This is a genomic window from Pseudoalteromonas sp. 2CM32C (assembly GCF_023161925.1).
GTDB lineage: Bacteria > Pseudomonadota > Gammaproteobacteria > Enterobacterales > Alteromonadaceae > Pseudoalteromonas > Pseudoalteromonas marina.
In genome coordinates this window covers 371323-390535 of record NZ_JALNTI010000003.1, presented here as the reverse complement: position 1 = coordinate 390535, position 19213 = coordinate 371323, and the positions used below count along the sequence as shown (strand labels likewise).

16 protein-coding genes and 1 other RNA gene are annotated in these 19213 nt (G+C 37.4%); 4 read left to right on the top strand and 13 right to left on the bottom strand.

Annotation, left to right across the window (positions count from 1 at the left end):
• Nucleotides 1-69 precede the first annotated feature (69 nt).
• The 3 genes from MTF67_RS08765 to MTF67_RS08755 are packed head-to-tail and all read right to left on the bottom strand — an operon-like array spanning nucleotide 70 to nucleotide 2318.
• Nucleotides 70-1458: an adenylate/guanylate cyclase domain-containing protein gene (locus MTF67_RS08765; RefSeq protein WP_248519292.1), complete on the bottom strand. Its 1389-nt coding sequence runs from the start codon at nucleotides 1456-1458 to the stop codon at nucleotides 70-72.
• On the bottom strand, nucleotides 1446-2018 hold the full coding sequence (locus tag MTF67_RS08760; RefSeq protein WP_248519291.1) for a Pycsar system effector family protein: 573 nt from the start codon (nucleotides 2016-2018) through the stop codon (nucleotides 1446-1448). The genes MTF67_RS08765 and MTF67_RS08760 overlap by 13 nt, the downstream gene beginning before the upstream one ends.
• Complete coding sequence (locus MTF67_RS08755; RefSeq protein WP_248519290.1) at nucleotides 2019-2318, bottom strand: helix-turn-helix transcriptional regulator; 300 nt, start codon at nucleotides 2316-2318, stop codon at nucleotides 2019-2021.
• 181 nt (nucleotides 2319-2499) lie between these two features.
• Here MTF67_RS08755 and MTF67_RS08750 point away from each other — a divergent pair, with 181 nt between their 5' ends.
• Together MTF67_RS08750 and MTF67_RS08745 are read left to right on the top strand one after the other, a co-directional pair.
• A complete protein-coding gene (locus tag MTF67_RS08750; protein WP_248519289.1) occupies nucleotides 2500-4398 on the top strand; it encodes an AAA family ATPase in 1899 nt (632 codons plus the stop codon).
• Entirely contained in the window at nucleotides 4399-6156 is a 1758-nt protein-coding gene (locus MTF67_RS08745) for an ATP-dependent helicase (RefSeq protein ID WP_248519288.1), read from the top strand.
• Between the two features lie 13 nt (nucleotides 6157-6169).
• Here MTF67_RS08745 and MTF67_RS08740 read toward each other — a convergent pair whose 3' ends face one another.
• The 6 genes from MTF67_RS08740 to MTF67_RS08715 all read right to left on the bottom strand — a co-directional run bounded on the left by MTF67_RS08740 (nucleotide 6170) and on the right by MTF67_RS08715 (nucleotide 12054).
• Entirely contained in the window at nucleotides 6170-7291 is a 1122-nt protein-coding gene (locus tag MTF67_RS08740) for a hypothetical protein (RefSeq protein ID WP_248519287.1), read from the bottom strand.
• A 69-nt stretch (nucleotides 7292-7360) separates the two neighbouring features.
• Nucleotides 7361-8365 carry a TniB family NTP-binding protein gene (locus MTF67_RS08735; protein ID WP_248519286.1) on the bottom strand — a complete coding sequence of 335 codons (1005 nt, stop codon included), beginning with the start codon at nucleotides 8363-8365 and terminating at the stop codon, nucleotides 7361-7363.
• A gap of 2 nt (nucleotides 8366-8367) precedes the next feature.
• Nucleotides 8368-10191, bottom strand: a complete 1824-nt coding sequence (locus tag MTF67_RS08730; RefSeq protein ID WP_248519285.1) for a Mu transposase C-terminal domain-containing protein — start codon at nucleotides 10189-10191, stop codon at nucleotides 8368-8370.
• Nucleotides 10184-10813: a Tn7 transposase TnsA N-terminal domain-containing protein gene (locus tag MTF67_RS08725; RefSeq protein ID WP_248519284.1), complete on the bottom strand. Its 630-nt coding sequence runs from the start codon at nucleotides 10811-10813 to the stop codon at nucleotides 10184-10186. The genes MTF67_RS08730 and MTF67_RS08725 overlap by 8 nt, the downstream gene beginning before the upstream one ends.
• 133 nt (nucleotides 10814-10946) lie before the next feature.
• Nucleotides 10947-11043: signal recognition particle sRNA small type (ffs, locus tag MTF67_RS08720), an RNA gene on the bottom strand.
• A 138-nt stretch (nucleotides 11044-11181) separates the two neighbouring features.
• Entirely contained in the window at nucleotides 11182-12054 is an 873-nt protein-coding gene (locus MTF67_RS08715; RefSeq protein WP_248519283.1) for a DUF3014 domain-containing protein, read from the bottom strand.
• 231 nt (nucleotides 12055-12285) lie between these two features.
• Here MTF67_RS08715 and MTF67_RS08710 point away from each other — a divergent pair, with 231 nt between their 5' ends.
• A complete protein-coding gene (locus MTF67_RS08710) occupies nucleotides 12286-13431 on the top strand; it encodes a patatin-like phospholipase family protein (RefSeq protein ID WP_248519356.1) in 1146 nt (381 codons plus the stop codon).
• A 1-nt stretch (nucleotide 13432) separates the two neighbouring features.
• On the opposite strand, the gene MTF67_RS08705 is transcribed toward MTF67_RS08710, so the two are convergent.
• Nucleotides 13433-15406, bottom strand: coding sequence for a monovalent cation:proton antiporter-2 (CPA2) family protein (locus MTF67_RS08705; RefSeq protein WP_248519282.1), 1974 nt, complete (start codon nucleotides 15404-15406; stop codon nucleotides 13433-13435).
• Between the two features lie 133 nt (nucleotides 15407-15539).
• On the opposite strand from MTF67_RS08705, the gene MTF67_RS08700 reads away from it, so the two are divergent.
• Entirely contained in the window at nucleotides 15540-16436 is an 897-nt protein-coding gene (locus MTF67_RS08700; RefSeq protein WP_006793611.1) for a GGDEF domain-containing protein, read from the top strand.
• A 66-nt stretch (nucleotides 16437-16502) separates the two neighbouring features.
• Here MTF67_RS08700 and MTF67_RS08695 read toward each other — a convergent pair whose 3' ends face one another.
• The 3 genes from MTF67_RS08695 to accA form a co-directional block, all read right to left on the bottom strand.
• Complete coding sequence (locus MTF67_RS08695; protein ID WP_248519281.1) at nucleotides 16503-16850, bottom strand: hypothetical protein; 348 nt, start codon at nucleotides 16848-16850, stop codon at nucleotides 16503-16505.
• Nucleotides 16851-18155 (bottom strand): tRNA lysidine(34) synthetase TilS, encoded by a 1305-nt coding sequence (tilS, locus tag MTF67_RS08690; protein WP_248519280.1) that lies wholly within the window; start codon nucleotides 18153-18155, stop codon nucleotides 16851-16853. It abuts the gene before it with no gap.
• Nucleotides 18156-18247: 92 nt separating this feature from the next.
• Nucleotides 18248-19204, bottom strand: a complete 957-nt coding sequence (gene accA, locus MTF67_RS08685) for an acetyl-CoA carboxylase carboxyl transferase subunit alpha (protein WP_006793614.1) — start codon at nucleotides 19202-19204, stop codon at nucleotides 18248-18250.
• Between the last annotated feature and the right edge of the window lie 9 nt (nucleotides 19205-19213).

The following is a 19213-nucleotide window of genomic DNA, read 5'->3' as shown; positions in this document are numbered from 1 at the left end:
GCCAACCTAAACTAAGAAAATCTTAGTTTAGGTTTAGGCTAAATAAATTAGATAGTCAAAATTAAATACTTAATCAATTTCTAAAAGAGGATCACCAATGTAAATTCCAAAGCACTCCTCCCCCAATAAAACTTTTTTATTTTTATCTAAGACAGAAACATACATAAAGTGAAGCCCTAGATAACACGTATCTTCCCATTGCTTTGCTTTAAAATTACATCCATCAAGAGTCTGAGCTAGGACAAGTGTCTCATGATTACCCGAATTTTCAGCAGCTTCTTTGGCTTCATTACCAGTATTTTTCACTCTAAATTTTACAAAAACTTCAGTGTTTAATTCTTGTTGAGGCAGCTTAAAATTAACTTTAAAGTCTATACCTAAAGACTTCTTTATTACTTCTGCACATGGAAAGTAAGTAAACTTTGTTGGAGCGTTCTTATTATCTTTTAAGCATGCAGTTATTTTTATATTTTCTAAAATATTGTCTGTTGCAGGGCTTGGTAACAAAGCTATATATTTTTCATGGTTGAGTACATATTGCTTGTAATTAATTCGATTGCCATCAGCATCTAGATAATTTGGTTCAACAAACTCTTTTTTTACCCTTTCGCCTTTAGATTGAACATGCCTTATTTCCAAAATATCTTCAGGTAAATCTAATAACTCTTTAATTGATTGCCCCAATAGAACTCTATTTTTAGGAGCTCTTTGCTGTAACTTTGCTGCAATATCAACATAGAAAGATGTGGCTGTAACTTCAGAAGCGCCTGAATAACCATACATACCCCATATAACATTTTCTTTTTCGCCATAATCTATACCTATTCGAATGCCAACGTCATCTTCAATACCTTGATCTTCAAAATATGGCTTTACAACTTCGTTCATCACTTGAACTATATAAGTACCACAATTAATAGCATCAATAGCAGCATTTCTAGCCTTCTTATTACTTCTAAAAAAAGCAAGTACGGCATCACCCATAATTCTGTGTACATGACCATCAAATGCTTGGATTGTCTCAATAGCAGCCCTGATAATTGCATTTTTGATTAAAAAAACTGTTTCCGCAGAATAAGTCACTCCTAATTTAGTCGAACCTTTAATATCTATAAATAACGAGACATTAAAACCATTTTTTAGTGCATCAGTGTCAGCTAAATAATCAAAATCAGGATGCCCACCTATCTTTGACTCTTTTATTCCCTCTTTACCAAAAGCTTTCCGAATACTTTCTTGTATGCCAAAGTTTTGCTCTTGTGGTAATCCCGAGCGAATATTTAGAATCGAGGAAGCTGCTTCTAGGCCAGTTTGATAGCTTTCAGAACTCAGTGAGTCTAATGAAAAACTATTTCCTTTTTGAACACTTTCAAAAAGCTTAGATGAGCTTCTCTCTCTATCAAAACTTTTCTTTAAAATTTCTTCTATTGACCCGTAAGCTCCTTTTAGCTTTGACATAATGTGATCCCTAATGTGTCTGAAACTATTAATATGAAAAGGATTGATAATAGATACAGATTTGCCTTAGTGGTTTTCGTGGCTCTATCTAAGTCATTAAATTTACTCTTAGTGATGACAGCGACCTCGTGAACTTGTCCTGAAATATCCTCTAAAAAGGCATCCGCATCCGTGCTTTTAAATTTATTTATGTAATCCTCTCGATCAGAGTCAGCCACTGAACCAAAAAAGATAACAGAACTAGGTTTAGGTTTATCTGAGCTATCTAGCTTGGGTTTTATGCTATTCATTACAAAGAAAATACTAAGCATACTACACAATGCTATTAGAACTAGGTTTATAGAAATAGCCCACAAATAGAATCCTGAATCAGGTAGTAATTCCGAGGCTTTAACTAACAAGCCAGCAAAAACACCAAAGTTAAACGTTGTAATTAAACCGCTTTTAAAATTAATTGTGGCAATGTACGAATCATAGCGTTTAATTATATCCCATAGGTCTGATTTGCTTGGTTTTTCATCACTAGGTTGTTGAGCACTAAATTTACAATCTTCCGGCATTTACTCCTCCTTAAGTTTCATTAACAATTCTTTTTGATCAGTGCTACTCAATCTCCCAAGCACGCAGATTAATTCAGATAAAACATCTTCTTCACAATAAAAATAAGCTACCGGTACATCGAGCTCTTTAGCAATACGTTTCATTGTTAAAAAATCAGGGGCATGTTTGCCTTTTTCATATTGGTTCATGCGAGCACTAGCCGTGTTTGGCTCCATACCTAATGCCATACCTAGCTGTTGCTGAGTAAGGCCAGCTGCTTTTCTTGCAGATTTTAGGCGTGAAGGTGTTGGAGTTTCCATGAGAACCTTAGCTATAAAATATATCTTGCTAAGATTCTCTTAGTATATAACCTATAAGTGTACTAAGGATATTTTAGTTTTTAAATATATACTTAATTAGTAACACCTGAAAATAAATATTTTTATAATAATTGTAGTAGTGCTATGTTAGCAAAATAACAATAAGCATAAGGAAAGGCGCGTGTATCTCAGTAAATTAAGAGTCCAAGGATTTCGATGTTTTGACAATGAATTTTCTGTAACATTTAACAGTGGACTAAACGTTATTGTAGGTGAGAATGGAGCTGGGAAAACAGCCGCTATAAGCGCTATTAGACAACTTTTTTCAGACTCTGAGGCTGGGCGTTATAGCATCAACGATGATGATTTTTATTCTTCATTTTCAGGTGAACTCAATATCACACCTCACTTTTCAATTTCAGCTGACTTCTGTGAACTTAGCCAAAAAGAAAAAGTAGCTTTTTTACCATGGACTAATGGTTCAGAAATAGCTAGTTTAAATCTTCAAGTCGAAAATAAGGAAATTAGAGGGAGATATAAAAAGTTAATATGGGGCGGAAACTCTCGAGCCTCTCAATTCGATCCTGAATTAGTTGAATTAATTCAGTGTATTTATTTACCACCTCTCAGAGATGCCGAATCAAAACTAAGAAATGGAAGACAATCCAGATTATCAAAGTTATTGAAAGCTATAAATCGTAAAGAACTAAAACAGTGTAAGGATAAGCAAACGCTTCATCCTTTAGAAGAAAAGTTTAAAATTTTTAATAATGAATTAGCCGAAGATAGTACTTTGACAATTAACAATGCGAATGAGTTAATCTCTAGGCAATTAGAGCGAGCCATTGGAAATCATTTTGGTCAAAGCACTAAAATACAATTCGCTGAAAGTAACTTTACAAAAATCGTAGAAAACTTAACGCTACTATTTTTTCCTGATATGTCACCTGAAGACGATTCGTTATTTAGAGGCTTAAGTCAAAATAGCTTAGGTTATAACAATTTACTTTACGTAGCATCCATACTTGCCGAGTTAACTCTCGATGATAATGAGGATCAAGAAGAGCCGTTATTCAAAATACTATTAATTGAAGAACCGGAAGCACATTTACACCCCCAACTACAAATTAGACTTTTAAAGCATCTCAAAGCAGTAGCTGAAAATGATAAAAACGACGTACAAGTCATTGTTACTTCGCATTCAACAGTCTTGGCATCGTCAGTAGAAATTGATTCAATAATTCATTTATCTAAATCTGCTCTACCAATAGCTACACCATTGAGAGAGTGTGGCCTTTCAGATAATAGTAAAAAGTTCATCAACCGTTGGTTGGATGTAACTAAATCTAATCTATTATTCGCAAGTGGTGTCATATTAGTTGAAGGGATTGCTGAGCAAATGTTGATACCTGCATTTGCAAAAACAGTTCTAGAGCCCCAAAAAGAAGGCACAAACACACTCGAAGATATAGGTATATCTGTGGTTAATTTAAATGGTATTTATTTTAAACATTTTATGGGGTTGTACTGTAACCTTATAGGAATAGAAGGATATGAAGATCAAGAAGGAATAAATATACCTATAAGATGTGCTGGGCTCACAGATCTTGATCCACCAAAAACTTTAGATGGTGAAACGTATGTGCCACATGGAGGTAATTTAACCAAAGGTAAAAATCATGCAATTAAACTAGTTGAGCCCATTTCAAACTCGGATAATGCTCGCTTATATGTTTCAAAATATAAAACCTTCGAATATGATTTAGCAATGGAAGGTAATAATGCTGCCGTTATGGCTAAAGTTCTTGCTTCACTTTGGCCGCAACCAAAAAGTGGTAAAAGTGATGTAATTGAAGAATTAAAGATTATAGCAGAAACTGATTGGTGCGAAAAAAGTACAGAGTTAACTTCATTTGCAGCTAGTACTATTTTAGCAAGAATAGATAGCGATAACATAGGAAAAGGTATATTTGCACAAACTCTTGCTGATGAAATTTCAAAGGGAAATATTGCAATTGATGTCCCTGACTATATAAAAAAGGCCGTACTTTGGTCATGCTCTATTGAAAGGAATATATGAATGATTGATTTCTCAAAGGAGCAATTAGAATACATATACTCGAATATAGAGCTAAATACATTTTTAGAAGCGTGCCCTGGGAGTGGAAAAACAGAGGTTATAGCCGCTAAAGTTGTTAGAGAAATAGAGGCGTGGAAAAAATTCCCTAGCGGTATAGCGATTTTAACGTTTGCTAATAGTGCTGCTGATGAGTTAAAAAATAGAATCAGAAAACACCTACCTGTTGGAGCTTCATTATTCCCTCACTTCGTTGGAACATTTGATAGCTTCATCTTCAAAAACGTTATCAACCCATTATCTCAACAACTTACAGGATACACTGGTGAAAATGGTGACTTTTCTATTCGTGTTGTTGATGGGTCATCTAGCTTTTTTGGTTTCAAGACAAAATATGGAATAGCAAAACAGGGGAATATATACGCACATCAATTCTCTCTCAATTCTCACAATAACAATCCAATATTTAACACTGGAGAATCAGCCAAAGATAGAGCTTTAAATAGCCATAAATTTGAAAACTGGCAAATTGATGACTTACTTAACTCAAAAAGAAAAATGTGGAAAGCAGGATTTGCTACATATAGTGATATTGAATACCTTACTATTGAGGCATTAAATGATAATAAGCATGAAGCTTACATTAAGCAACTATCAAAAAAATATCCTTTTATATTTATCGATGAATGCCAAGACTTAAGCTTTGAACAATTATTAATTATTAAAAGATTAATAGACTTGGGCGTTACATTACATTTCATAGGCGATTTACACCAAGCAATATATGGATTCAGAGACGTAGACCCTAAAGCAGTTAGACAATTTACCATTGATAACTCATTTTTAAACCTACAGTTAACTAGAAACTTCCGAAGTTGCCAAAAAATTATTAATATTTGCGGAAAACTAACAGGGCGAGGATCTATTATCGGCCAATATACACAATTAGAGCCTGTATGTTATTTAGTCCAATATAAAACTTGTCCAACCGAGTTAACACCTAAATTCAAAGAACTAACCACAGGCTTTAAAAAAGTGGTTATATTGAGCCGAGGATATTCTCAATTACAAAAGTTTGATACATCTGAAAAAAACTTAAAACCAATTCATAAACTGGCGTTAGCTATTAAAATTTTTGATAAGGGAAATATCTTGGCATTAGAACAATCTTTGCAGCTATTTTCTGAGTTCATTCGATATTACATAAGTGAAAGCATTAAACCAAATAGCTTTAACTGCCCCCAAAAAATCACATCGAGCTTAGCATGGCGAAGGTTTCTCTTCGCATCATTAGATTTTCTTGCTGAGCAAAATAAAGATTTAAATAAAAGTTGGTCAACTTGGGTTAGCGCCATAAAAAAATCAATTAATATATTAAGTGCTCAAGATTTTGTTGAGAGTGAAATCAAATCAGTTATATTGCCCTTAGATGAAGTTAAACTCAGAGCTCCAGTTAAACAGGCTAAAGAAAATATCATCACTAGCTTAGGGGGAACAAATAAATCAGGAGAAATTATAAGGAAAACAATCCATGCTGTTAAAGGTGAAACACATGATGTCACTATATTAATTTCGACACCTGATGCCAGAGGCTCATCTGATTCACATTGGAGTAAATGGCTCGACTCTCCTTCAAATGAAGCCGCTAGATTTGCTTATGTAGCATCTTCACGCCCAAAGCACCGTTTGATTTGGGCTGTAAAAAAAATTAATAAAGATGATGAAAAAAAATTCAAAAACATGGGTTTTCATATTGCCTAATAGATGATTGTATCTACTGCAACCCATATAGTTTCATCAATCTAGACTTTTCTTCTTGAAAGAGTATATCGAAATCTACGCTGTCATAATAAGCATTATTTAGAAATGATAACTTCTTAATAATCACCCAAGCACTATAATTTGCAAAAGGATTCAAACCAATAAAGTTACCTAAATTACTATCTTTTACACTCGATATTTTATAAATATTTTCCACTTTCATCCATGCTTTTTCAGAGTCCCAATCTGATGTAAATAATAATAATGATGACAATGCCATTAATGGATTTGATTTCAAGAAGGCACTTGGTGATAGCTTCCTAGAGAGGTAATCATCATGTTTCACTATTTTTCCAGTTAGCTTTCGAGCGAGTGTAAACTTTTCATTTAAAATATTCCTATCAAAATAATATTCACCTTTTGCGGCTTTTAAGATATTGGCCGCTTTTTTTGCTACATCTCTTTTTTTGATATCTGAATAAAAACCATTATCCCGAAAATGCTTGCTTAAATCAAAATTAGGAAACCTATGACACAGTGATTCATAAACCTCTTTATCAATATTGAACATATCCTCTTTTGCGGCACTTATATCAAAAACATATTTATCAAAATTTCTCTTAGATCGTCTAGCTAAGCTTTGAGCTAGGTTAATGATATGAGGGGACATATCTAAGTTTTCTTGACCTTGTTTTCTTATGTTAATTATCCAGCCCCTCATATTCCTCATATCACTCTGGGTAAAAATATTATTCTCTATACCTATACTTACTATCAAACCAACATGCTGAGTGATAAGAGACTTACTTTCCCGATAGTCAACTTTGCCTTCATTAGCAATTGAGTTTTGCTTTTCATTTGTAGAATTAAACTCACAAAAAGCTAAATGTGCATCACCACCGCTAGTGTTTTTAAATGCAAAGTGTGCCTGAGAAACTCTTTTACCTGTGATTTTCGAGTACCCTTCTTTTACGGCATAACCACCAGAAACATTACATGAGGGACATTCAACATCAAATAAAACAAAGTCTTGAAAAGAACTATGTTCAGTCTGAGATTCTCCTTGAAACAGAGATTCCAATTGATGAGCATCCAATTCTCTTTTATAAAACTTTGAATAAGCTGTTATAGGCATGATCTAATTCAACTTTGAAACTAACAATTATTAAAGCATACACTTGTTACTGAATTAAAATATAAGTTTTTACGACTTTCTCAACAACTGACTAATAGGCATCCGGTCAGTAAACTTGGTCGCTATAAACGGATCTTCATCTTGGGCGCTTTCAGGTTTGTATAGTGAATAGCGCTCGACTTCACTTGCTGTAATTTTTGCAACAGGCAAAGTAAATAGGTTTGGTATATCAGGGAAGAGCACATCAAATGCTTTGACCAAGTGTTTAGTCGTGAGGGTTTTTGCGTTATCTATTAATGCATAAAGTACGGCATCATCTAAAAAGTATTTGAGTGTTCTAAAGCAACCTTTTGATAGTGAGAATAAAGCAAACACTGTTGCTTGCTCACTTAAATTTGACTTTTCGGTAAATGGCATACGGTTGGCTAGGCCAATTATTAATTGTACAAAATGCTTTGGGTTTTCTGACAACTTAAAATAAGGCAACTGCCGCCTTACTAATAAACGCGATGACCACTGCGGCTCGTCTGCTATTTTTTCTGCCCACGGCATACCTACCAATACAATTGATACACCCGCTTCGTCGTTAATATATTTTAATCGGTTGGCAATCTCGCGGCGCTTTTTACCTTGGTTGTGCTCAATCAACTCTTGAAACTCATCAATAATTATAAGCTCTGTGCCACACGTTTTTAGGCATTTTATTAATGATGTCGTTAACCGAGTGCCGTTTATTCGTAGCTTGCGCTCTGTACTACCTACTTGTCCTAAGTCTTTAAGAAGCTCAGCTAAAGTAGATTCTAGTGTCGGGTTACTAGGTATGCGACTTACTAATACAGGGTGATTCATAACACCATTAATAAATTGCGGTAAATGGCGTTCTTTATACTGTTTTATTACTGCTGTTTTACCTGTGCCTGTATCACCACTTAAAAGCATGCAGGGCTTTTCGCCCGCTAACCCTTTACCAAGTCTTAATCTGTCGAAGTCGTTAAATACCGTGCTTATTATTGGGTATTCAATAAACACATCGCGAAATTCATTCAGCCTTTCTTTTTGTTTATCGGTCAGCATAATTAAAATCCATCTAGATCTGAGATAAAGTCATCCCAGCTATCAGTTGATTGCTCTTTAGGTGTAACCTTTTTAGGTGCAACCGGTTCGCTCTGAGCTATTGATTTCTGCGAGTCGCTACTAACACTTTGATGCTTAGCTAACGCTTTCCCCCCTTTTACCTTTGAGTTTTTTGGCGCATTTTTTAACGCTTCAAACTCGTTTTGAATTTTATTATGAATAAACATACGCGCTTTTGCTAAGCCGACATTATCGATAGAGCCCGAAATAAAATCGCGATGAATACGTATATTTATTTTATGCTGATTCAAACTTAAATTTTGGGTGTAACCGTTTGGATCTATGCATGGCACTTTTATGTAATGCTCTAGCTTATCGAGGTAAACGTATATATAAGAAACATCATCGGGATTTAATTTAATTAAAACTTCTTGAGATACCTTGTGGCTGAATTGCTTTCTATAATTGGCCAGTTCAGTACTGTCGTAGCTTAAGTTTTCTAGCCTTATTCCACCTTTACGAAGCACCCGATGGTTTGAAATACTGAGCACAACATCTAGTTGTTGAAGATCAGCATCACTCAACATTGTTGGTGGTAACGAACTAAAGCCTTGCTCCCATATTTGGCTAGGTATGTACTTAAAGCGGCTGTCGGCATCTTGATGGTAAACGTCTACTACCCATTTATGAAATAACTGCATAAAGGTCGTAAAACGCATAATTGCATCTTTTTTGGGATTGTATTCATGCTTTTGTAAAATGTTAGAAAAGGTTTTACCTGGCACAGGGTCTAATAATTCAGTATTTATTGTGCCGAACATACGTTCTACAAATGGTTTTAACCACGGCTTTGCAACAGGGTTATATTGAGTATTAATGCCTATTTCTTCACAAGCTAGCTCAAGGCTGTTACTCCAAAATTCAGCGCCATTATCAACAATGAGTGTTTCAATTTTACCAGCACACTTCCACCCATTAATCGTATCTGGGTATAGTTTTGCCACTTCACTTTTAGGTTTCATGGCATTTAGCATTGCTCGCCTTACTGCATCATAGCTGGGTTCGCTGAAGCTAAAGTAGTAGCCAACAATACAATGGCTATACACATCAACTAACATGGTGAGTGTCGGCCGACCAAGCGGGATATGTAGCTCATCATCTAATAAAATAAGATCAAGCGGTGTATGGTCAATTTCAACTTTTTCGAGTACTCGGGTAGGCCGTGTATGCCCTTCTACTTTATTAAAAGCAATATCAGCAAGACGCTTACCATAGCGAGCAACCATCACGTCGTATTGCGGTAAATTATCGATTCTATTTTTAAACGCTTTGTATGTTAAAGGCTTTAAAACACTGCCCACAACACTGTCGTTCTCAATGATAACTAAGTCTGCGTAATACTTGTAAGCCGAAGCCACTGATGGTTTTTCTTTTACTAAGTAACGCTCAAGTGCTTTTTCAAAAAACTTATCGGTGGCTGTATCGCGCTCCCTGTTACCCTTTTTTTGATGGCTTGGTATTAATGCCATAATATTTTTATCCGCATTGGTATAAGCGCTATACCATCGTGCTGCTGTTCTCCAACTGGGCTTTTTTTCTCCCTCAACTTCAGGCATTACTTTCAATAAAGGCTCAAGGTTTTTTTGTGTCCAACCACCTTGGATATTAGCCTCAAGCCATTGAATATATTTAAGCTTAGCAAATGTTGTATTTTTAATTTTTTCAGGAAGGGCTTGTAAATCTTTGGCGTAATTTTGAGGTAGTTTGGTCTCTACTTTTGGTAATGGCTGGTTAAACTCATCATCAAACAAACCGTCATTAAACATTGTTAGACCAAATTGCTGTTTCTATTGATATTTCATTTGTAGTTAAGTCGGCAAATAACTGCCCTAGTGATAATAAGCGTAGCACAGTAGCAAGTAGCTCACCGGCAGTTACTTTTAAAAAGTTAACTAACTGGCCCACTTTAATAGAGCCGTATTGCTTAACAAGTTCTAACACCGATGCTTGCAGCTCTGTTAAAGACTGAAAACCAGAATAGCGATGTAAAAGCTTTAAGTTATTGAGTGTTGGGTATACACGGATTTGTTTATCAGTAACCAGTATTAAGTCGCGTCCATCTTGCTTAGCTATGGTTTGCTTATCAATAAAACGTGCACGAAAGTCTTCGTCAGCAATTTTGCTTTGTGGTTTTACTTCTATAAATTTTTGCGTGCCGTCTGTGTGGGTAAGTAAAAAGTCAGGTGTGTAACGGCAAATACGGTTATCGAACTCATATTCGTAACCTAGTGGTTGTGCCTCAAATGCGGCTATTGATGGTGAAAATTCAAAATGGAAACAGGCATCAAACTCTAAAGAGGATTCAACTAAACAGGTAGATTTATTTTTTTGACTAGCAAATTTATGGAGGTTTTTTACACGGGAGTGTTTGAGTTTTCTTCTGTACATGTGAGTCAACCATCTAACCATTTGGTTAAATACTAGACTATGCCACCTTATACTTCCAATTTATGCCATCTTTTAGTACAAATATGTCAACTTATACTTCAAACAACACCCAAATGAGGAATTTGGGTGGCAGTCTTACCAGCCACATCTCGGCACACACGTCACAAACTGTGGCTGCTCCCTTCCGGGCCTGACCAGGTTCGCCTGCTAGTGTTGCGAGAGGACCAATAAGACTACCATTGAGGGCCTTGGTTGGCGCGGAAGAGATTATCTCTACTTTTACTGTGTTATTCAAGGGATAATCAAAAAAGAAGGTGCGATTGCATACTTCATATACAATCGCGGCTTTGAAATTTAATTTGTGACTGTTATTTGCTCTCTAATTGCGCTTTTATATTACGAAGTGCTGCTTTTACTTTTTTCATGTTGTCTGGACCCATGCGTAAAAGCTGTTTTTGAGCAGCAGGAAGTTGCTCCCACTCTGAAAACGCATACTGATAAGTTACTGAGTCACGTAAAAGTGGTAAGGCGCCTTCAGGCTCCGGAGTATCAAGTAGTAAATCGATAGCGTCGTTCAATGTTTGCTTAAACTCGTCATCGCCATAACCAATTTCAGTGTATGCATCGTTAATAAGTGGCTGGTACTCTTCAAACATACGGACTACTTGCGCTGCACTCATGCTAGTAAAAATTTTTACATACGGTGTGTAACGCTCATAACTATTTGGATCAATTGTTAAAATATCCCCTTCGGTAACACTAAAGCTTTCTTGGGGTTTAATAACAGGATTATGTTTTTTAGCTACTTTGCCTTGAGCTAAATTGTCAATAAAAACAACACCTCGACGAATAACATCATCAGTGACTAATAGGCTCATCACAGAGTCACTTAGGTACTCGTCAATTTTGGCAACAACCATAGTATCACTATCGTTTAAGGCAGGTAGCGTAGCTACTTCTGGTTCGGGTTCAACTATGCGCTGCGCTGGCACTTCGAGCTCTGCGGGCTGTTCAACTGTTGTTGGCTCTTCTGGCTCAATTATATCTGGTTCATTTAATGGCTTAAGTTCCATTATTGGCCGCTCTTTAACGGGCTCTGTTGCTTCTATGCGCGCAACCGGTTCGTCACTTGGTTTGAGTAATACAAATGCAACCACACAAGCAACAACAATTAGCGTAATAATGGCAAGAAGTAAGTTACTGTTTGTTGAGCGTTTTTGAACATCTGGTGAGTCTGACATACGAACTCCATAAAAAATAAAAATGCGGTATCACTTAGAGTGGGCTAAGTGGATTAAATTCATTCTGTTCGAGTTTTTTATTAAATCAATAGTTATCTTAAGTTAGACATGCTGAATTCAGCATTAAATTATACAGTTATAACTCTATGAACAGTTAACCTTTGATTCTTCTAGCTTAAAGACTTACAGTTAATAAATAAAGTAAAGACGTTGAACAGTTTAACCACCAATATGAAAATTAAGCAAATAGATCCCAAAAAACCTAAAACAGCCTTATTACTCACTGGTGGTGGTGCTCGAGCAGCGTATCAAGTAGGTGTTTTAAAAGCGCTAGCGCATAGTATGCCACGTACGGCACCTCTTCCTTTTAGAATAATAAATGGTACGTCTGCAGGCGCAATAAACTCTGCGGCCTTGGCTTGTTATGCCTCTTGCGCGCACTTAGCAGTGCGAAAATTAGAATCTGTTTGGAAAAACTTTTCGACCTCAATGGTGTATAAAAGTGATTTTTTAAGTGTATTTGGCCATATTGCGCGTAATATTTTAACTAGCTTTCAATCAGAGCATATTAACCACCCACCAGCAAGCTTGCTTAACAACCGCCCTTTACGTGGTTTACTTAACGAAATTTTAGACCTGCATCGCATAGAGCGTAATTTACACCGAAACTATTTAGAAGCGCTTTCGATTACAGCCTCAAGCTATACCACTGGTGATTCAGTCGCTTTTTTTCAGTCAAATACACAAACAGCTTGGCAAAGAGCTAAACGGGAAGGCCGCCCAACACGTATTAATGTTGAGCATTTAATGGCATCAAGTGCTATTCCAATGGTGTTCCCAAGCGTGAATATTCATAACCACTACTTTGGCGATGGTTCTATACATCAACTATCACCACTGAGCCCTTCAATACATTTGGGTGCTGAAAAAATATTTATCATTGGTGTAGATGAACCTAAAGAGCCGCATCCACCAGGATATACTGCGCATTATCCTGGGCTTTCTGCTGTAGCTGGACACTTACTTGATAGTGTATTTACCGACACCATGCAGTCAGATTTAGAACGCTTAGATAGAATAAACCGCACTTTGGGGCTTTTACCTGCGCGAGATAAACACCAAGAGCTAAAGCAAATAGATAGCTTTATTATTAACCCCTCACAAAACTTTAATGTCATTGCAGCACAGTATTACAACGATATGCCATGGGCGATAAAAGTATTATTGCGTACTATTGGTGTTAAAAAGCACTCTCAATCAAGTTTAACGAGTTACTTATTATTTGAAAAACGCTATACCCAGCACTTAATGGAAATAGGGTATCAAGACGGCATGGCTAAGCTACCTGAAATAAGAGCTTTTTTAGGGCTCGATTAATTTATTCAATGCCGTCTAATAAAAAATGTTCTACGCGTTCCACACGCCTTGGTTTACCTTGCAAAACGAGTATATCGTTGGCAAGCAAGATAATTTGATCTGAAGGGGCATCTATTTCTCGGTCTTGGCGTCGTAATGCCTTAATAGATACCTTGCGCTTTACTAAATTAAGCTCATTTATACTTTTATTAACCGCATGTGCTTTATCGGGCAGAGCAACCACATGCAAATACTCTAATTTATCTGAATTACTTTCATCGTTGTTTATATGCTCACCTGTAAAAAAACTTTGCAAAAATTGATAACGATTTCTTCGCTCATCACTCACTCGCCTAATAATTCGGCTCATGGGTACACCCGACATAGACAAAACATGCGAAACGATCATTAAACTTGCTTCAAGCGTTTCTGGTACAACTTCAGTGACACCAAGCTCTCGTAGTTTTTCAAGCTGGCTATCGTCACGGGTACGTATAAGTATTTTTACCTCTGGAGCTATTTGCTTTATTGCATCTATCACTATTTGTGTTTGTTCAAACTCGGTAAATGTAATAATCACCAACCGCGCTCGCTCTACGCCCGCACACTTTAAAATATCTTTTTGTTTAACGTGGCCAAATAATACAGGCTCACCTGCGGCCTTACCTTCTTGAACAAGTATGGGGTTACTTTCAACAGCAACATATTCAATAGCTTCTGGCTTTAAAAAGCGCGCTATAGTTTGCCCTACCCTCGAAAAACCACAAATTACGACATGGTTTGTGTAAAGCGCACTTACTTGTGGGTCGCTTTCCCATGCAATGCTTGGGCTATTTAATAACCCTAAACGCCTTAAAATATAGGGTGTTTTTTCAATTAAAAATGGTGTTAACGCCATCGATAACACACCAAGGGCAATTAAAAATGAAATGTGTTCGCTGTTTAATAATTGATGCTGCCTACCCAAGGCAATTAATACAAAACCAAATTCCCCCATTTGCCACAGCATAATGCCACACGCTAATGAGTCCTGCTTTCGCTCACCCATAAGTTGTGCGCTGATGGCAACCACAGCTATTTTTAAAACTAATAATCCAAATAATGCGCCAACAATAATAAGACCATTGCTAAGCACATAGAGTAAATCGAGCTGCATGCCTACGGTAACAAAAAACAGCCCCATTAAGATATCGCGAAATGGCCGTATATCGGCTTCAAGCTGGTGCCTGTAATGACTTTCACCAAGCATCATCCCGGCCAAAAATGCACCTAGCGCCATTGATAAGCCAAACATATAGGTTAGTAAACCCGCAAACAAAGCAACTAGTAGCGTAGTAAGTACAAATAACTCATCAGTGCGCACCAAGGCTATTTCGCTGAATACTTTAGGCAGTAACCATTTACCAATAGCCCACAGTAATACGCAAACAAAAGCACCTTTAGTCAGAGAAAATGCTAACGCCCACCCAATTGTTTGTGAATCGCTTGTGGCAAATAAAGGAAGAATAATAAGTAAAGGGACTACGGCAATGTCTTGAAACAACAATACACCGATTGCTAATTGCCCTCTGCGCTGATTAAGCTCACCACTTTCTTTGAGCAACTTAACAACTACCGCCGTTGAAGACAGCGCCATAATCGAACCAATAGTAAAGCTGGTAAGCAAACTAAAGTTTAAACAGTACAAAATTATAATAAGCACTAAGCTTGTTACAATCACCTGCAGTGAACCTAAGCCAAATACAATATTACGCATGGCCATTAAGCGAGATATTGAAAACTCAAGCCCTAAGCTAAAAAGCAAAAATACAATACCAAGCTCTGCAACAAAGTCTATTTCGTGCGTATGTTCAAGCCATCCAACGCCATGGCTGCCAGCTAAAACACCTGTTGCTAGGTACGCCAAAATTGGCGGCAAGCCGATGCGCTTAAAAAACCACACAAAAATAACGGCAGCGACAAGTAAGCCAAAAAATTGAGCATTAGTACTTTGCAAATTTGGCCTCCGGCTTCAATTAAACTAGGGGATGTAGCTTAACTATAGCAAGTAATTGTTTTTAAGCTAATTTTAAAATATGGCACAAAAATCGCTTAATACTTGTAAAGCAACACTCTCGGGGGAGAATTTAATGGAAAATGTCCATATTTTGACGCAACGTGTCTCTGGTCGCGGCGACTTTTTGCCGTTTTCGGCTGAACACACACCAAATAATGAAACAACGGCAACACACGAGTTAGTCGCTGAGCTTCAGACTAGTTTAGTTATCGAAGATGTATTAGCCATATACGCAAAATTTACAAAAAAGCTTTTAAACTTTACGGGATTGCAGTTTCAATCAACGCTTGGCACTGCACAAACGTCTGAAAGCGATACTAATAGCACGCCCTATATTTTTGACTTAACGATTGGAAGAGAGCACTTAGGGCAACTTATATACTTTAGTAAATACCCTTTAGGCAAAGCAATTGAAAGCAAGTTACGCTCGCTTCACTCTGCGCTGGTTTACCCACTACGTAATGCAATGATGTATAGCCGCGTACTTAAATTGGCGACAAAAGACTCATTAACGGGTTTGAACAACCGTAGTCAATTTAATGACATTTTATCTCAAAAGCTCGAAAATTGTCGCCGCTATCAGCGCCCTTTCAGCTTAATGTTACTTGATCTAGATAATTTTAAGCAGGTAAATGACAAGTTTGGCCACAAAATTGGCGACGATACTCTTAAAGAATTTGCAACAGTATTAAATTCAAGTATACGCGCTACAGATACCGTATTTAGGTTTGGTGGCGATGAATTCGCAATACTAATAGAAGACCCTGAATTCAAAACTAATCAGGTTGTATCTGAACGTATAATGCAATTTGTAAAGCAATCTAGCTTAATGTCAAAGCATGAAGTTACAGTTAGTATTGGCTATACCTTAGCAATGAGTAATGACTGCGATATAGAAATCTTTTCTCGCGCAGATAAAGGCTTGTACAAAGCAAAAGCATCTGGCAGAAACTGCGCTAAAGCATATTGATTATAAGGCTTTTTTAAAAGGCTTAGCTTCCCCCGCTAAGCCTTTTTTATGAAAACCGTTGCCCTATTACTTAATAGACTTTGCAGGTAAAAATTTATAAATTGTCAGTGCTACACAAAAACCTAAAAAGTAACCACTCACTAAATTTATTAAGGCTGTGGCGGTATCAAGAGGCGTAAATAACACTAAAACGAGCGGTAAACTCACCCCTAATATAAAAAATATGCCACCTTTACCTAACCAATACGCCATTAATATAACCGCTGATGTAGCACCGCCTAAAATAGCATACGCTAAAGTGACAATGTTCAAATCAAGCAATACATTAGCAACTATCGCTATTAGGGCTGTAAATAGTATGCCTAGTGGCGCTTTATTGACTAGCGATAATCCAACATGTGGCTGTTCACTCATTTATTTACACTCCCAATAAATACCATTTTCATCATAATGTTTTTCACTTATAAAATAGCCAACCACTTGTACTAGTTCGTCATTATAAAAAATAAGCGGCACTTGACTTCGAAGCCAAGGCGCTACTTTTGCGTCCTTAAACCAGTGCTTTACGCTGTTACTTCCGGGCTTTTTAAGAGGCTTTATACGAGCGCTGTTATAATTAAACCTTACTGAAACCTGCTCATTGGCATGCGGCGCTCTTATTCCTGCACCTCTTTGCTTTGTTAATACGCGGCCATCGTTGAGAGTGAGTTCATGAGTGATTAATTCATCATCATTCACAATGTTTTTTTGAGTTACAAAGTATAAATACCCTTGGTGGCGCCTAACCTGTCCATCAACTAAGTCAATTTGAATTTTAGCATCGGCCTGAGCGTTTATTGCCTGATTAATAATTTGTGACAACTGCTTTTGAGATGGCATTACTTGGGTAAATAAGCTAAGCCACGCACGAACCACATTTGTTATGCGCACGTCGCTATAATGAATTATTTGGCTAATACACAATGCTTGCTGGTCATTTAAACTTTGGCTTAAATCAATTTGAGTGTACTCATCAAGTAGCGCTTGTTGTTGCTGCAATAACTCAATGCTGCGCCCAGCACACTGTTCAAAACCTTTAAACCGCATAGCCAGTTCAGGCACTACACGTGCACGTAAAAAGTTACGATCAAAACGCTCATCGGTATTTGAGTCATCAGTTATGTGCGTAATATTAAACGCTGTGGCAAAGTGCTCTATATCACTGCGCGCAATGTTTAAAAGCGGCCTGTAGCATATTCGCCCGCTTTGTAGTTCACGCATTGCTTGCATTGCACCTAACCCTTTTAAGCCCGAGCCACGCTTTAAACGCAGTAAAAACGTTTCTATTTGGTCGTTTAAATGTTGGCCTAATAAAATAACACTTTGCGGTGCGCTTAGTTCATCAAGTGCTTTATAACGTGCCTCACGTGCCTGCGCTTCAAGGCTTGTTCGTGTTTGCCGGCTTATTGTTACCTGCGCGGTATTAAACGGTATATCTAGCTCAACGCATAGGTTTTGGCAAAAAGCCTGCCAGTCATTAGCGTATTCGCTTAAGCCATGATTAACGTATATTGCACTTACCTTTAGCTTTGGCATTTCTTGCTTTAGCACGTGCATTACATGTAACAATACAACTGAGTCGACCCCACCCGAAAGCGCAACAGTAAAATTAAACTGTTGTTGCTTAAAAAAGTGCTCTAGAGCGTGTTTAACGTGTTGATAAATGGCTGATGATTGCATGCAATACGCTATAAAATTTGTGTTAGAAGTATTTTAAAACAAAAAAGCCGCATAAGCGGCTTTTTTTAACATTTAATGTAATAGCTACTTTATTAGCAGTAACCAAACGACATTAAACGTTTGTAACGTTGATCAAGCATGTCTTCAAGCGAAAGCGCTTGTAAGTCTGCTAAATCACGTTTTAAACGGGTTTTTAAGTTACGTGCCATCGCATCGTAGTTACGGTGTGCACCACCTAAAGGCTCATCAACTAAGTTGTTGATTAAATCTAGCTCTTTAACGCGCTCAGCGGTTACGCCCATAGCCTCTGCAGCAAGTGGTGCTTTATCGGCGCTTTTCCATAAAATTGAAGCACAGCCTTCTGGCGAAATTACCGAGTACGTGCTGTATTGCAACATATTAACTCTGTCACCAACACCAATCGCTAATGCACCACCTGAGCCGCCCTCACCAATAACCGTACAAATAGTTGGCACTTTAAGCGCCGCCATTACTTTAAGGTTACGTGCAATTGCTTCAGACTGACCACGCTCTTCAGCGCCAACACCAGGGTATGCACCTGGCGTATCGATAAAGGTCATTATTGGCATTTTAAAACGCTCAGCCATTTCCATTAAGCGAAGTGCTTTACGGTAGCCTTCTGGTTTTGGCATACCAAAATTGCGTTTAATTTTTTCAGCTGTATCGCGGCCTTTTTGTTGGCCAATAACCATAACGGGTTCGCCATCTAAACGTGCAACACCGCCTAAAATAGCCGGGTCGTTAGCAAAAGTACGATCGCCTGCAAACTCGTCAAATTCCGTGAAAATGCGCTCGATATAATCTCGAGTATAAGGACGCAACGGATGACGCGCTAACTGCGATACTTGCCAAGCGCCTAAGTTTGAGAAAATTTCCTCTTTTTGCTTAGCACTTTTTTCTTTTAATTTGCTGACTTCCTCTTCTAGCTCAAGGTCTAATTCGCCAGCGCGGCTTATGCTTTGTAATTCTTCAATTTTTGCTTCTAATTCTGCAATCGGAAGCTCAAAATCAAGATAATTGAGGCTCATGCTCTAAAC

What these genes read in the sequence shown, in the direction of transcription:
- MTF67_RS08765 (WP_248519292.1), bottom strand. Translation starts at nt 1,458, where the DNA reads ATGTCAAAGCTAAAAGGAGCTTACGGGTCAATAGAAGAAATTTTAAAG.
- MTF67_RS08760 (WP_248519291.1), bottom strand. Translation starts at nt 2,018, where the DNA reads ATGCCGGAAGATTGTAAATTTAGTGCTCAACAACCTAGTGATGAAAAA.
- MTF67_RS08755 (WP_248519290.1), bottom strand. Translation starts at nt 2,318, where the DNA reads ATGGAAACTCCAACACCTTCACGCCTAAAATCTGCAAGAAAAGCAGCT.
- MTF67_RS08745 (WP_248519288.1), top strand. Translation starts at nt 4,399, where the DNA reads ATGATTGATTTCTCAAAGGAGCAATTAGAATACATATACTCGAATATA.
- MTF67_RS08740 (WP_248519287.1), bottom strand. Translation starts at nt 7,291, where the DNA reads ATGCCTATAACAGCTTATTCAAAGTTTTATAAAAGAGAATTGGATGCT.
- MTF67_RS08735 (WP_248519286.1), bottom strand. Translation starts at nt 8,365, where the DNA reads ATGCTGACCGATAAACAAAAAGAAAGGCTGAATGAATTTCGCGATGTG.
- MTF67_RS08730 (WP_248519285.1), bottom strand. Translation starts at nt 10,191, where the DNA reads ATGTTTAATGACGGTTTGTTTGATGATGAGTTTAACCAGCCATTACCA.
- MTF67_RS08725 (WP_248519284.1), bottom strand. Translation starts at nt 10,813, where the DNA reads ATGTACAGAAGAAAACTCAAACACTCCCGTGTAAAAAACCTCCATAAA.
- MTF67_RS08715 (WP_248519283.1), bottom strand. Translation starts at nt 12,054, where the DNA reads ATGTCAGACTCACCAGATGTTCAAAAACGCTCAACAAACAGTAACTTA.
- MTF67_RS08710 (WP_248519356.1), top strand. Translation starts at nt 12,286, where the DNA reads ATGAAAATTAAGCAAATAGATCCCAAAAAACCTAAAACAGCCTTATTA.
- MTF67_RS08700 (WP_006793611.1), top strand. Translation starts at nt 15,540, where the DNA reads ATGGAAAATGTCCATATTTTGACGCAACGTGTCTCTGGTCGCGGCGAC.
- MTF67_RS08695 (WP_248519281.1), bottom strand. Translation starts at nt 16,850, where the DNA reads ATGAGTGAACAGCCACATGTTGGATTATCGCTAGTCAATAAAGCGCCA.
- tilS (WP_248519280.1), bottom strand. Translation starts at nt 18,155, where the DNA reads ATGCAATCATCAGCCATTTATCAACACGTTAAACACGCTCTAGAGCAC.
- accA (WP_006793614.1), bottom strand. Translation starts at nt 19,204, where the DNA reads ATGAGCCTCAATTATCTTGATTTTGAGCTTCCGATTGCAGAATTAGAA.